Source organism: Sphingomonas sp. 7/4-4 (genome assembly GCF_027941955.1).
Classification (GTDB): domain Bacteria; phylum Pseudomonadota; class Alphaproteobacteria; order Sphingomonadales; family Sphingomonadaceae; genus Sphingomonas.
The window spans coordinates 4136108-4149551 of the sequence record NZ_CP115960.1 but is presented as its reverse complement, the minus strand read 5'-3'; the positions used below and the strand labels follow the sequence as shown (position 1 = coordinate 4149551).

At 66.3% G+C, this 13444-nt stretch carries 14 protein-coding genes and 4 pseudogenes; 8 read left to right on the top strand and 10 right to left on the bottom strand.

The window, feature by feature from the left end; genetic code table 11:
- Positions 1 to 14 precede the first annotated feature (14 nt).
- On the bottom strand, positions 15 to 419 hold the full coding sequence (locus tag PIB19_RS21265) for a PAS domain-containing protein (protein ID WP_271238928.1): 405 nt from the start codon (positions 417 to 419) through the stop codon (positions 15 to 17).
- A 107-nt stretch (positions 420 to 526) separates the two neighbouring features.
- Here PIB19_RS21265 and purL point away from each other — a divergent pair.
- The 8 genes and pseudogenes from purL to bfr all read left to right on the top strand — a co-directional run bounded on the left by purL (position 527) and on the right by bfr (position 6033).
- Positions 527 to 2745, top strand: a pseudogene (gene purL, locus PIB19_RS21260) (phosphoribosylformylglycinamidine synthase subunit PurL).
- A gap of 92 nt (positions 2746 to 2837) precedes the next feature.
- Positions 2838 to 3269 (top strand): DUF3052 family protein, encoded by a 432-nt coding sequence (locus tag PIB19_RS21255; RefSeq protein WP_271238927.1) that lies wholly within the window; start codon positions 2838 to 2840, stop codon positions 3267 to 3269.
- 79 nt (positions 3270 to 3348) lie between these two features.
- Positions 3349 to 3681 (top strand): nitroreductase family protein, encoded by a 333-nt coding sequence (locus PIB19_RS23330; protein ID WP_336297216.1) that lies wholly within the window; start codon positions 3349 to 3351, stop codon positions 3679 to 3681.
- 92 nt (positions 3682 to 3773) lie between these two features.
- Positions 3774 to 3980 (top strand): hypothetical protein, encoded by a 207-nt coding sequence (locus PIB19_RS23325; protein ID WP_336297215.1) that lies wholly within the window; start codon positions 3774 to 3776, stop codon positions 3978 to 3980.
- 10 nt (positions 3981 to 3990) lie between these two features.
- On the top strand, positions 3991 to 4383 hold the full coding sequence (locus PIB19_RS21245) for a hypothetical protein (RefSeq protein ID WP_271238926.1): 393 nt from the start codon (positions 3991 to 3993) through the stop codon (positions 4381 to 4383).
- Positions 4305 to 5111: pseudogene (locus PIB19_RS23320) on the top strand (DUF418 domain-containing protein); the annotation flags it as partial. The gene PIB19_RS21245 and the pseudogene PIB19_RS23320, both read left to right, overlap by 79 nt.
- 177 nt (positions 5112 to 5288) lie before the next feature.
- Complete coding sequence (locus PIB19_RS21235; RefSeq protein WP_056611857.1) at positions 5289 to 5459, top strand: (2Fe-2S)-binding protein; 171 nt, start codon at positions 5289 to 5291, stop codon at positions 5457 to 5459.
- Between the two features lie 91 nt (positions 5460 to 5550).
- On the top strand, positions 5551 to 6033 hold the full coding sequence (gene bfr / locus PIB19_RS21230; protein ID WP_271238925.1) for a bacterioferritin: 483 nt from the start codon (positions 5551 to 5553) through the stop codon (positions 6031 to 6033).
- Positions 6034 to 6212: 179 nt separating this feature from the next.
- Here the strand turns inward: bfr and PIB19_RS21225 are convergent, their stop codons facing one another.
- The 9 genes and pseudogenes from PIB19_RS21225 to PIB19_RS21185 form a co-directional block, all read right to left on the bottom strand.
- Positions 6213 to 6626 (bottom strand): Hpt domain-containing protein, encoded by a 414-nt coding sequence (locus PIB19_RS21225; protein WP_271238924.1) that lies wholly within the window; start codon positions 6624 to 6626, stop codon positions 6213 to 6215.
- Between the two features lie 95 nt (positions 6627 to 6721).
- A pseudogene (gene der / locus PIB19_RS21220) lies at positions 6722 to 8102 on the bottom strand (ribosome biogenesis GTPase Der).
- Positions 8103 to 8268: 166 nt separating this feature from the next.
- A complete protein-coding gene (locus PIB19_RS21215) occupies positions 8269 to 9591 on the bottom strand; it encodes an outer membrane protein assembly factor BamB family protein (RefSeq protein WP_271238923.1) in 1323 nt (440 codons plus the stop codon).
- The gene (locus PIB19_RS21210) at positions 9588 to 10295 is read right to left on the bottom strand and encodes a tetratricopeptide repeat protein (protein ID WP_271238922.1); all 708 of its coding nucleotides are present in this window, start codon (positions 10293 to 10295) and stop codon (positions 9588 to 9590) included. The genes PIB19_RS21215 and PIB19_RS21210 overlap by 4 nt, the downstream gene beginning before the upstream one ends.
- 79 nt (positions 10296 to 10374) lie before the next feature.
- Positions 10375 to 11231 (bottom strand): annotated as a pseudogene (panB, locus tag PIB19_RS21205) (3-methyl-2-oxobutanoate hydroxymethyltransferase).
- Between the two features lie 56 nt (positions 11232 to 11287).
- The gene (locus PIB19_RS21200; protein ID WP_271238921.1) at positions 11288 to 11728 is read right to left on the bottom strand and encodes a hypothetical protein; all 441 of its coding nucleotides are present in this window, start codon (positions 11726 to 11728) and stop codon (positions 11288 to 11290) included.
- Positions 11729 to 11996: 268 nt separating this feature from the next.
- On the bottom strand, positions 11997 to 12344 hold the full coding sequence (locus PIB19_RS21195; RefSeq protein WP_271238920.1) for an ArsC family reductase: 348 nt from the start codon (positions 12342 to 12344) through the stop codon (positions 11997 to 11999).
- Complete coding sequence (locus PIB19_RS21190; RefSeq protein ID WP_271238919.1) at positions 12341 to 12679, bottom strand: GNAT family N-acetyltransferase; 339 nt, start codon at positions 12677 to 12679, stop codon at positions 12341 to 12343. Before PIB19_RS21190 ends, PIB19_RS21195 begins: the two co-directional genes overlap by 4 nt.
- Before the next feature lie 70 nt (positions 12680 to 12749).
- On the bottom strand, positions 12750 to 13370 hold the full coding sequence (locus PIB19_RS21185) for a hypothetical protein (RefSeq protein WP_271238918.1): 621 nt from the start codon (positions 13368 to 13370) through the stop codon (positions 12750 to 12752).
- Positions 13371 to 13444 lie beyond the last annotated feature (74 nt).

Genomic DNA, 13444 nt, shown 5'->3' with positions numbered 1-13444 from the left:
ACTGCCCGGAAGCGTCAGCCATCGATCTCGTCAGTGATGTCCTGCTTGATCCCGTAGAGATGCGTTGCCCGGCCGCCCCGGCAGACCACGTCGGCGCTCACGCGCATCCAGCGCAGCCCGCCGTCGGGCCTGCGGATCTGCGCCTCGAAGGTGAAGGCACCGCAATTCGCGATCGCCTCGCTCCGGAGCCGATCGAGCAGCACGCGCGATTCCCGCGTGTACATCTCGACGATGTCGCGGCGGTCGACCCGGATGCCGCGGGGAATGCCGAACAATTCGAAGACGGGAGCGGACCAGGTCAGCGCATCGTTGGAGAGATCGCATTCCCAGGTGCCGGCGAGTCGTTCCAGTTCCGGCATGTCGGCGCCCGGCACGGTCTTGCGCGCCTCGAACCGCTCGATCCAATGTGGCCGCAACAACATCGCTTCCAGTTACCGCCGTTGGTTTAACCAGCCCTTACCCCGGCAAGATTCCGAGCCACGCAAGCGGGGTGACGAACCTATGGAGCGCCGCTAAGGGCTGACGCATGAATCAGATCACGCCCGAAATCGTCGCCGAGCATGGCCTTTCGCCCGAGGAATATGAGCGCGTCCTGCACGCGATGGGCCGCGAGCCGAATCTGACCGAGCTCGGCATCTTCAGCGTGATGTGGTCCGAGCATTGCAGCTACAAATCCTCCCGCATCCATCTGAAGAAGCTGCCGACCACCGGCCCGCAAGTGATCTGCGGCCCGGGCGAGAATGCCGGCGTGGTCGATATCGGCGACGGCCAGGCGGCGATCTTCAAGATGGAGAGCCACAACCACCCCTCGTACATCGAGCCCTATCAGGGCGCGGCGACCGGCGTCGGCGGCATCCTGCGCGACGTGTTCACGATGGGCGCGCGACCGGTGGCGAACATGAACGCGTTGCGCTTCGGTCGGCCCGATCACCCCAAGATGCGCCACCTGATCGCGGGCGTGGTCCACGGCATCGGCGGTTATGGCAATTGCGTCGGCGTGCCGACGGTGGGCGGCGAAGTGAACTTCCACCCCGCGTATGACGGTAACATCCTGGTCAACGCGATGACCGTCGGCGTCGCCGATACGGACAAGATCTTCTATTCGGCCGCCTCGGGCATCGGCAATTCGATCGTCTATGTCGGCTCGAAGACCGGCCGCGACGGCATCCACGGCGCGACGATGGCGAGCGCGGATTTCGGCGAGGATTCGGAGGAGAAGCGCCCCACCGTCCAGGTCGGCGATCCCTTCACCGAAAAGCTCCTCATCGAGGCGTGCCTCGAGCTCATGGCATCCGACGCGATCGTCGCGATCCAGGACATGGGCGCCGCGGGCCTGACCTCGTCCTCGGTCGAGATGGCCAGCAAGGGCGGCGTCGGCATCGAGCTGATCATGGACGACGTGCCCCAGCGCGAGACCGGCATGACGCCGTACGAGATGATGCTGTCGGAAAGCCAGGAGCGCATGCTCATGGTGCTCAAGCCCGGCCGTGAGGATTTCGCCAAGGCGATCTTCGAGAAGTGGGAACTGGACTTCGCGGTGATCGGCCATGTCACCGATACCGGCCGGATGGTGCTCAAGTGGAAGGGCGACGTCGTCGCGGACATCCCGCTCGCCCCCTCGCCGACGAAGCGCCGCTCTACGATCGCCCGCACGTGCCGACTCCCAAGCCGGCGCCGCTGGCCGACGTGCCCGAGAGCACGGATCCCGCCGCCGACCTGATCAAGCTGATGGGATCGCCGGACATCGCCAGCCGCCGCTGGATCTGGGAGCAGTACGACCACATGGTCGGCGCCGACACCGTCCAGCGCCCGGGCGGCGACGCCGCGGTGGTCCGCGTCCACGGCACGCAAAAGGGCCTTGCGATCACCACCGATTGCACCCCGCGTTACTGCTTCGCCGATCCGGTCGAGGGCGGGCGCCAGGCAGTCGCCGAGGCGTGGCGCAACCTCACGGCCGTCGGGTCCACGCCACTGGCAGTGACCAATTGCCTCAACTTCGCCAACCCCCAGCGCCCCGAGATCATGGGCCAGATCGTCGGCTGCCTCGAAGGCATGTCGGAGGCCTGCCGCGCACTCGACTTCCCGATCGTGTCGGGCAATGTCAGCCTCTACAACGAGTCCAAGGCGACCGGCGGCGGTTCCGCGATCCTCCCCACGCCGGCGATCGGCGGGCTCGGACTGCTCCAGGACTATACGAAGAGCTGCACGATCGGCTTCAAGGGCGTCGGCGACACGGTGCTCGCGGTAGGCGAGCGCGGCGGCGATCTGGGCCAGTCGATCTGGCTGCGCGAAGTCCATGGCCGCGAGGACGGTCCCCCGCCCCCGGTCGACCTCACCGCCGAGCGCCGCACCGGCGACTTCATCCGCGACCAGATCGCCAAGGGCGCGATCACTGCCTGCCATGACGTCTCCGACGGCGGGCTCGCGGTTACCCTGGCCGAGATGGCGCTGGCTTCGAATATCGGCGTGCTGGCCAACGAACCCCAGCCCTTCGGCATCGCCGGCTCGCTGTTCGGCGAGGATCAGGGGCTCTATGTCGTCACGGTCTGCGATTCCTGCCTCGCCGACTTCATGGTCGCGGCGCACAAGGCCGATGTTCCGGCCGATCCGATCGGCCGGACGATCAAGGATCGCCTGATCTTCGAACTCGACGAAGGCGACTGGACGGTATCGCTGGCCGATCTCCGCACCGCGCACGAAGGATTCTTCCCGGCATTGATGGGCGAAGACGCCGCACTCGCTTGAACCAATTAGCCCCTCCCCTGAAGGAGAGGGGCTTTTCATTAAACCCTTCCCCTCCGGCGATTGCGACTAAGCTCCGGCGCGGAGGCACTCGCATGACCGCAGGCTATTCAGATACGCCGCTCGCCGACAAATTGGGCCTCAAGCGCGGGATGCGCTGCTGGTTCCACAATATGCCCGAAAGCGTGCGAGAGGCCGTGGATCCCAAAGCGGCGCAGGTCGAGGAACAGCCGACCGCGTCCGACGGGCTCCAATGCGCACATCTGTTCGTCACCGAGCGCGGAAAGCTCGAACGCGAACTCGCCGCATTGCAGCCGCTGATGGCGCCGAACGGCTTCATCTGGGTCTCATGGCCCAAGAAAGCGGCGAAGGTCGAAACCGACGTGACCGAGGACGTGATCCGCGAAATCGCGCTGCCCAGGGGCCTGGTCGATATCAAGGTCTGCGCGGTGGATGAGACATGGTCCGGTCTCAAGCTGGTGATTCGCAAGGAGAATCGCGCCGCCGCGGCTCCGGATAACCTCTGACTGGCTTTTGCTTTCCGGATTGTGCACCATTTGGGATATGCCCGATCCCGAGGCGCTGCCCTGGCAGCCATATCCCCACATGACCGATGCCGAACGCATAAAGCGCGCTCGGGCGTTCAGTGATGCCATGCGCACCCGCCGCAGCTGCCGCGCCTTCGCCGAAGAGCCGGTGCCGCGCGAGATCATCGAGGCGGCGCTGACCGCCGCGGGATCGGCACCCAGCGGCGCCAACCGCCAGCCCTGGCATTTCAGCATCGTGTCGTCGCCCGAAGCGAAGAGTGCGATCCGAGTCGCCGCCGAGGAAGAGGAACGCGCCTTTACGAAGGCCGCGCGGGCAGCGAATGGCTCGAGGCCCTGTGGCCGCTGGGCACGGGCGCCGAGAAGCCGTTTCTGGAAACCGCGCCGTGGCTGATCGTCGTCTTCGCCCAGCGCCGCGGCGGGCTGGAACCCGACGATCTGAAGCAGAATTACTACGTCACCGAGAGCGTCGGCCTCGCCTGCGGATTGCTCCTCGCCACGCTGCACCAGGCCGGTGTCGCGACCCTGGTCCATACGCCCAATCCGATGCGCTTCCTCAACCGCGTGTGCCGCCGCCCCGAGCATGAGAAGCCGGCGATGGTGATCGTGGCGGGCTATCCTCGCGCCGACGCGACGATTCCGGCGCATGCGCTCGAAAAGAAGTCGCTGGAGCAGCTCGCGACCTGGCTGTAGCCGTCCGCGCATGGACTCGCCCGCCCAGAGCCTGAACGCGCCGGCCCCGCGCCTCGCCTCGCTCGACCTGGTACGCGGCGTGGCGGTGCTCGGCATATTGCTGCTCAACGTGCTGAGCTTCGGGCTGCCCGAGGCCGCTTATGTCAATCCGCGCGCTTATGGCGGCTGGCACGGCATGGACCTCGCCGCCTGGGCCATCAACTTCGTGCTGTTCGACGGCAAGATGCGCGGGCTCTTCTCCTTCCTGTTCGGCGCCTCGATGCTGCTGGTGATCGAGCGTGCCGAGGCGAATAGAAGAGCGCCGCGTCGGTCCATTACCGCCGGATGCTCTGGCTGCTCGCCTTCGGGATCGCGCATCTCTGGCTGGTCTGGCACGGCGACATCCTCACCCATTATGCGCTAGTCGGGATGCTCGCCTTCGGCTTGCGCACGCTGCCGACCGAGCGGCTGCTGGCGCTGGGCGTGCTGCTGATCGGATTCTCTATCCTGCTCTTCGCCGCCGTGCCGATCGCAGTGCATGCGGGGCATGATCTGGCCGCGCTCAACCAGACGATGGGCGTGCCGGCGCCGGCCGAAATCGCGCGCGAGCTCGCGCTGTTTCGCAGCGATTATCCGGCAATCCTGCGCGCGCGGCTCGACGAGCATCTCACCACGCCGCTGCCGATGCTGTGGTTCTACGGGCCCGAGACGCTGGCCTATATGCTGTTCGGCATGGCCGGGCTGAAGAGCGGCATGCTGCGGGGCGAATGGCCGCGCGCACGCTATCGCCGCTGGTTGCTGGTCTGCTGGGGCATTGCCCTGCCCGCTTATGCGGCGCTCGCCGTCTATATCGTCCTCGCGCAGTTCAGCCTGTTCTCGGTGGCGCTGGGCAGCTGGACGCTCACCGCGCCGCTGCGGCCGCCGATGATCGCGGGCTGGGCATGCCTGATCCTGCTGCTCGCCAGGCCCGGCGGCGCGCTCACCGAACGGCTCGCCGCGGCGGGACGGATGGCCTTCACCAATTATCTGCTGACCAGCCTGATCTGCACCACTTTGTTCTACGGCTATGGATTCGGCTGGTTCGGCCATCTGTCACGCTGGCAGCTCTATCCGGTGGTGCTTGCGATCTGGGCGATGATCCTGCTCTGGTCGAAGCCGTGGCTCGCGCGCTTCCGATTCGGGCCGTTCGAATGGTTGTGGCGCAGCCTGGCGCGGGAAGCTTGCAAAGGCTGCGCGGAGCGGCCGCAGCTTAACTGCGAATGCCTCGCAATACCCTTGCGAATCGGTCTCAATAGCCGTACATCCTCCCCATCGAGGCGTGAGGGTGCGATGGTCGTCTGCGTTTGCAATGCAATTCGGGAAAACGATGTGCGTGCGGCTGCCCGTGAGGGCGCGACCAGCGCGTGCCAGGCCTATCGCGCGCTCGGACGCAGCCCGAAATGCGGCCAGTGCGTGCCGTTCGCGCGCGAGATCATCAACGCCGAGCGTGCGGCTGCGTAGCGTTCGCAACTAGAAAAACCGCGGATTTCTGCGGTTTCCGGCACCTTCTTTTAGCGCTATGGCATCCCGGTAAAGCATAGGGATGAAAGCCATGAAGGGCGACGCAAAGGTCCTCGAATTCCTCAACGAGGTGCTCAAGAACGAGCTCACCGCGATCAACCAGTACTGGCTGCATTACCGGCTGCTCGACAATTGGGGCGTCAAGAAGCTCGCCGAGCTCGAGCGCCACGAATCGATCGACGAGATGAAGCACGCCGACAAATTGGCGGAACGCATCCTGTTCCTCGAAGGGCTTCCCAACTTCCAATTGCTCGGCCGCCTGCGCATCGGCGAGACCGTCGAGGAGATCCTCCGCGCCGACCTCGCAGTGGAAGTCGAGGCGATCGCCGTGCTCAAGGAAGCGATCCCGCATTGCGAGGCGGTGCGCGACTTCGTCACCCGCGACCTGTTCGTGGATATCCTCGAAAGCGAGGAAGAGCATGTCGACACGCTCGAACGCCAGTTCGACATGATCGCGCGGATGGGGCTGGAGAACTACATCCAGCTCAACAGCAAGGCCGAAGAAGCGAGCTAGGTTTGTGCTCCGGCGGAGGCCGGAGCGCAGGCGGCAGGCGAACGGCCTGCAGCACGAGTCCCGGCTTCACTCTCATCCGTCATCCCGGCGAAGGCCGGGATCCAGGGTTATTCTGCCCCGACGGTCGTGCTTGGCTCTGGATCCCGGCTTTCGCCGGGACGACGGTGTATTTCCGACCCTCAGAGAACCGGCCGGCGCCCGAACGCAGCCGGCTTGCGCGCCACCAGCGGATTCGCCTCGCGTTCGAGCATGTCGAGCGTGGTCTCGAACAACGGGCGCAGCTTCACGACGTGCTCGAGCGCCTCGGTCGGCGTCTCGCGGCGCTCGATGCAGCCGCGCGCGATCATCTCGATCGTCTCGGCCACGTCGGAAAGCGGGTCGGCGCCGAACTGGCGCGCCTCGCCCTTGAGCGTGTGCGCGGGAATCACCATCGCCGTGGCGTTCTGGCTGCGCATCGCGTCCTCGATCCGGTCGACCGACTTGATGCCGTCTTCGCGGAAATAGCCGAGGATGCGCACGAAATTCGCGCCCAGCTCGGAGCGCGCCTGCTGGAAATTTTCCCAGTTCACCAGCGGATCATCGGCGATCGTCAACGTTCATACCCCAAAGCGTACCCCCGACGGTAGCAGAGCGATAATAGACCGGGAACGTAAACAGGGCGTTGATGGATGACGGCGAGGTGTGACCCCTACCCGCCCTTCTTGTCGTGATCGAACGGGTTCTTGGGCGCACGCAGCGTCAGGCGCACGGGCACCGCGCCGAAATCGAATTCCTTGCGCAGGCTGTTGATGAGATAGCGCTGATAGCTGACCGGCAGCAGATCGACGCGGGTGCCGAACAGGATGAAGCTGGGCGGGCGCGCCTTGTTCTGGGTGACGTAGCGCGGCTTGATCCTTTTGCCGCCGGGCGCGGGCGGCGGATTGGCTTCGATCGCGCGCTCGAACCAGCGATTGAGCTGTCCGGTCGAAATGCGGCGCGACCACGCCTCGCGCGTTTCGAAGGCGACCTTCATCAGCATGTCGAGCCCCTTGCCGGTCTCTGCCGAGACCGTGAGCAAAGGCACGCCCTTGACCTGCGCCAGCCCCTCGTCGAGCGCGCTCTTGACGCCGTTGAACAGGCTGGAGGCGTTTTCCGCGACGTCCCATTTGTTGAGCGCGATGACGAGCGCGCGGCCTTCCTGGAGGACGCGATCGGCGATCTTGAGGTCCTGCACCTCGAGCCCGCGGGTCGCGTCGAGCAGCAGCACCACGACTTCGGCGAAGTCGACCGCGCGCATCGCGTCCATCACCGAGAGCTTTTCGAGTTTCTCTTCGATCTTGGCGCGCTTGCGCATGCCGGCGGTGTCGATCAGGCGGACCTTGCGCTTGATCCCCTCCAAATCCTCCCACTCCCAATCGACCGAGATCGAATCGCGGGTGATCCCGGCTTCGGGACCGGTGATCATCCGGTCTTCGTCGAGCAGCCGGTTGACCAGAGTCGACTTGCCGGCGTTCGGACGGCCGACGATCGCGAGCTTGAGCGGCGCATCGGGCGATCTCGTCGTCCTCGGGCGGTTGCGCCTCTTCCTCGTCGCGCTCGACATGCGGGAGCAACGCCTCGAACAGGTCGACGACGCCTTCGCCATGCTCGGCCGAAAAGGGGATCGGATCGCCGAGGCCGAGCGCCATCGCCTCCAGAATACCCGATTCGCCCGCCTTGCCCTCGGCCTTGTTGGCCATCAGCACCACCGGACGGTCGGTACTGCGCAACCACCGGGCAATCTCCTCGTCCAGCGGCGTCACCCCGGCGCGTGCGTCGATCATGAACAGCGAGACGTCGGATTCGCGCACCGCGGCCTCGGTCTGCGCGCGCATCCGGCCGGGGAGCGTCGCCACGTCCTTGTCCTCATAGCCCGCGGTGTCCATCACCCGGAATTCGAGCCCGAGCAGGTTCGCCTCGCCCTCGCGGCGATCGCGCGTGACGCCGGGCTGATCGTCGACCAGCGCCAGCCGCTTGCCGACGAGCCGGTTGAACAAGGTCGACTTGCCGACATTCGGACGTCCGATGATGGCGACTACGGGAAGGGGCATTCTTTTACTCACTCCCTCCCTGCTTGCAGGGAGGGGCTGGGGTGGGTGCGCGCGTCTGCGCGCCTATTAGACTCAAAGGGTGGCATAAACAAAGTGACGGGCGGGGCATCGAGCCCCACCCGTCACTACCCACCCTAGCCCCTCCCTTGCAGGGAGGGGAATCAGGTCAACGATACGCCGACAACCGGCCCTTGTCGTCCAGCACGTAGAGCGTGTTGTTCGCGACGACGAGCGGGAGCGTGATCGACTCCTTGACGTCCATCGTGCTCGTGACGCTGCCGTCGGTCGGCGAGGCGAAGACGATCTCGCCGCGGCTGTTGCCGAGGATGAGGCGGCCGCCAGCGAGCACCGGGCCGACCCAGCTGATCGGGTTCTTCGACTTCTTCTCGTTCTCATAATGGCGCAGCTGCGAGATCCAGCGGATCTTGCCAGTGCCGCGCGCGATCGCGAGGAGCCGGGCATCGTCGGTGACGACGAACAGCCATTCGCCCGCCGCCCAGGGCGTCGAGATGCCGGCAATGGTCTGCTCCCACAGCGGATTGCCGCTGGCGATATCCATCGCGACCATGCGCCCGCCCTGCCCGATCGCATAGACGCGGCCCTGATCGATCACCGGCTCGGCATCGATATCCGAGAGCGACGACACCGAAGTCGACATCGAAGTGCGCGAGAGCACCACGTCCCACAGCGAGCGGCCATTCTCGTAGCGATAGGCGTTGAGCTCGCCCGACGAGAAGCCGGCGACCACGGTGCCCTGCGCCGAGGCAGGTGCCGCGACGCCGAACACGCCCTGCGATTCGAGGCTGGCCGAGACCGTCCAGCTGATCTCGCCGGTGTCCTGCGACAATGCGAAGAGCTGGTTGTCCTGCGTCACGACATAGGCATTGCCGTTGGCGAGGCTCGGCGCGCCGCGCAGCGGGCCACCGGGGCGCTTGCGCCACAGCACGTTGCCGTCGGCGACGTTGATCGCGACGACGTCGCCGAGACCGTTGCTCGCGAACGCACGCTCGCCCTCGACGCTGACGCCGCCGCCGAAACGGGCGGACTTGTTGCCCTCCTCATTGGCGGTGTTGGCGCGCCACAATTCGGCGCCGGTATCGGCGGCCATCGCATGGACGACGCCGTCGGTATCGATCACGAAGAGCTTGTTCTCGGACACGACCGGCGATGCCGCCAGGCGCTCCTTCTTGGACGGCTTGGCGACGGTCTTCGACCAGATGCGCGCCGGGCTCGCGCCGAGCGCCAGATGGCCCATCGACTTGGAGGCATTGCCGCCCGGCTGGCGCCAGCCGTCGTTCGCCGCCGCTTCGGGCAGCAGCACGTCGACGGCCGCGAGGCCCTTGTCCGCAGCGATGTCGCTCTCCGACACCAGGATCGGCACGCGCTCGCCGAGCACGGGGGTTTTCTTGCCGCCGCCTTTGAAGACCCCGCAGCCGCTCACCATCGCGAGCGCCGCGAGAGCGGCAGCCACCCTCACCTTGTTGTTCATTTAGCCTTGGTATCCTTCGACTGATCGATGGCGTCGACACCGAGTACGCCCGCCAGCTGAACCGCACGTTGACGGATCGATTCGGGGACCTTCTCGCCGCCCTGGGCAATCTGCCCGTAGAGCCGGCCCGCTTCGGCCTTGTTGCCCGCCTTGAGATAGGCCGCGGCGACGAGTTCGCCCGCGGTGCCGAGCCACGGTGAATTGGGATTGATCAGCCCCTTGAGGCGATCGATCACCACCTGCGGCTTGACGCTGTCGAACTCGGCGGCGGTCTGGCGGATCAGCGCGAGATCGCGATAAGGCTGCGGGAATTTCGCATTGTTCGCGACTTCGGCGAACTTCGCGGCGGCGCCCTTGATATCGTTCTTCTGGAGCAGCAGGCTGCCCTCGGCGAGGCGTGCGGTAGCGGCATAGCCCTCGCCGCTGGTGGCGGCGATCTTGTCGAGCGCGGGGTTCGCCTGCGCGGTCTTGCCCTCCTCGACAAGGCGCATCGCGGCATCATATTGCTCGCCCTGCGTGCCTGCCTTCTGCTCGCTATAATGCTGCCAATAGAGCCAGCCGGCGAACGCGACCAGCGCCAGCACCACGGCGCCGAGGATCCAGCGGCCATAGTTGCGCAGGATGTGCATCGCCTGATCGCGGCGATACTCCTCGTCGACTTCGCGCAGAAAGGCTTCGTCAGTGGTACCGGGAGGAAGCGCCAAGAGTGACTCCGTGGGGTTGATGCGGGCGCGGCGGACCTTAGCCGCGGGTATCGCCTAAAGGAAGCGTGCTGCTAGCCCTTCAGCCGCGCGCGGGATAGACCTGTTCGGCGCCCGGGAAGTCCCGCGACCGGACTTCGGCGGCATAGGTCGCAACCGCGGCGGAAATGCGGCCAGCGAGATCGTCGTAGCGCTTCACGAAGCGCGGCGTGCGCTCGAACAGGCCGAGCATGTCCTCGGTCACCAGCACCTGCCCGTCGCATTGCGCCGAGGCGCCGATGCCGATCACCGGCACCGTCACCGCGGCGGTGATCTCGTTGGCGAGCCCCTCGACCACCCCTTCCGCCACGATGCCGAACGCGCCGGCTTCGGCGATGGCGCGGGCATCGTCGAGGATGCTGGCATGCTCGGCATTGCTGCGGCCGCGCGCGCCATAGCCGCCCAGCGCGTTCACCGATTGCGGGGTGAGGCCGATATGGCCCATCACCGGTATGCCGCGGCGCGTGAGGAACTCGACCACCGGCGCCATCGCCGTCCCACCTTCGAGCTTCACGCCCGCGGCGCCGGTTTCGGCGAGGACGCGCGCGGCCGATTCGAACGCGTGTTCGGGGCTCGCCTCATAGCTGCCGAAGGGCATGTCGACGATCACCAGCGAATGATAGCTGCCGCGCACCACCGCGGCGCCGTGCGCGATCATCATGTCGAGCGTCACCGGCAAGGTCGACGGCAGGCCGTAGATCACCTGGCCGAGGCTGTCGCCGACCAGCAATACGTCGCAATGCGGATCGAGCAACTGCGCCATTCGCGTGGTGTAGGCCGTCAGCATCACCACCGGATCCTTCCCTTGCGATCGCGGATCGCGGGGATGGTGAGCCGCTTCATCGGCGACGGCGTGGGATTGGCGCGGCTGGTGCCGGTGTCGAGCGTGTAGGTGGACATGGGGCTCCTCTAGCGCCGCGACGCCGTGGGCGCCAGCGACGGCGCCCGCCGGTGGCTCAGGAGAGCCGGCCGCGCCGCCGGGCGTAGCCCGCGAACCATATTTGAAATACCGCGATCACGAAGATCAGCGCCGGGAACGAATAAGCGGTCGCCGCGCCCTTGTGCGCGGCAAGGTCGGTGGCGAGGAAGATGTAGCCGAACTGGATCACCACGGCGATCAGCGAGATCACATAGAGCGGCTGGGCCAGCTTCGAGCGCAGCAGCAAGGCGATCGAGCCGAGCAGGCCCGCGCCGACCGCAGCGGCATAGACGATGTTGAGCCAGGCCGGCAGCGCCGCAAAATAGGCGCGGTCCCAGTCGGTAGCGTTCGGATCGATGTCCGGGCCATAGGCGACATGGACATAGAAGGACGCGCAGCCCGCGAGTCCCCAGAGCACGAGAAGCACCGCCACGACCATGAACCACGCCGCAGGCTTCTGCCGAAGATAGGTAGCCATGCATCCCTCCCATGCATTTTCTGCACGCGAGAATATCGGAAATCGGCCGCGGCGGCCAGAGATTGATCCAGCCGCGTTGAAGCACTTGAATCCGGCTCTAGGTCGTATCGGCATTCAAATCCTCCCCGCCAGGGGAGGTGGCGCCGAAGGCGTCGGAGGGGAGGTAAGCCGCGCACTCTCCGCTTCCGCCCCTCCGTCACGCTGCGCGTGCCACCTCCCCTTGCGGGGGAGGATTGAAGGCCCTCGCTCGCCTGAATGTCGTTTCAACCTAAAGCAGCGCCCGGGCGTAGCGTTCCGGCGCGAAACCGATGAGGATGCCGCCGGGATGCTCGAGGACCGGGCGCTTGATCATCGAAGGCTGGGCCAGCATCAATTCGGTCGCCTTGCCCGCGTCGAGGTCCGTTTTGTCGGCGTCCGGCAGCTTGCGGAAAGTGGTGCCGGCGCGGTTGAGCACGGTTTCCCAGCCCTCCATTTCGATCCAGCGGGCGAGCCGGGCGGGATCGACGCCGGCGGTCTTGTAGTCGTGAAAGGCATAAGGGATCGCGTGTTCGTCGAGCCAGGCGCGCGCCTTCTTGATCGTGTCGCAATTCTTGATGCCGTACATCGTGACGGTCATGCATCCTCCTTGAGGAAGCGGCCGAGCACCGCGACCTTCTGCCGTTCGAGGCCGAGCGCTTCGTAGAAATCGAGCGCGGCGGCGTTGTCCTCGCGGACCATGAGCTGGAGCTTGGGCGCGCCGCGGTCGCGGAGCCAGTCCTCGGCAGCGGCCATCAGCGCGCGGCCGAGCCCGGTGCGGCGCTGATCGGGCGACACCGCGAGATAATAGACCCAGCCGCGATGGCCGTCGAAGCCGACCATGACGCTGCCCGCGACTCCTCTTCGCGTGCCACGAGCACCGTCGAGGCACCACCGCCCTGCGCGAGGGCGAAATCGGCCTCGGGGTCGTTCCATGGCCGCGTGAGGCCGCAGGCGTGCCAGAGGGCGACCACGGCCGCCTCGTCATCGGCATTGGCGGGCTCGATCAGCGGGCGATGCACGTCGTGCCGGCCCAGAGATTGGTGACCTCGCCGTCCGGATCGCGCGCGCTGAGCAGGCCGGACAGATCGCCAGCGCTGAACTCCACGCCGAGCGTCGAATCCTCGATTCTGATCGCAGTGGCGGATTCGAGCTGTTTCCGCGTCGAGCCGATGCCGACGCCCGCCGCGGTGGCGAACCGGCCGCCGTCGCGCCCGTCAAGGTCCCAGCCGACGAACTTGCCGCCATCGAAATAGAGGCCGAGTCCGCCGCGGAAGCTGGCGAAGGACAAGGCCCCGGCGCCGCATTCCTGATTGTCGCCCTCCTCGATCGGGCCGCCCAGCGCGGCAGCGATCGCCCGGGTCGTGACGTCGCGCGGCATGCCGAAGGTCATGTGCCGCGTCGCGCCGGTGGGGAGCACGAGGCTCAGCCCGTCGGGCGCGAGGTTGACTGCGGGTTCGGCGACCTCCGCCACATTGGCGATGTTCGCCTCTGGCGCCGCCTTGGGCACGATCAGCTCGTCGGCATTGCCCTGGAACACGATCGACTTGTTGGCGTCGGGCTCCTGCGCCGGCCCGCAACCGACGAGCAGTGCCAGCGCGAATCCCGCGATCAGACCGCGCGTCATTCCCATTTGCATCGAAATCCTCCAACCGGGAGGATAGAGGCGACTATCCGAGAAACCAAGCCGAGTGCGCATCC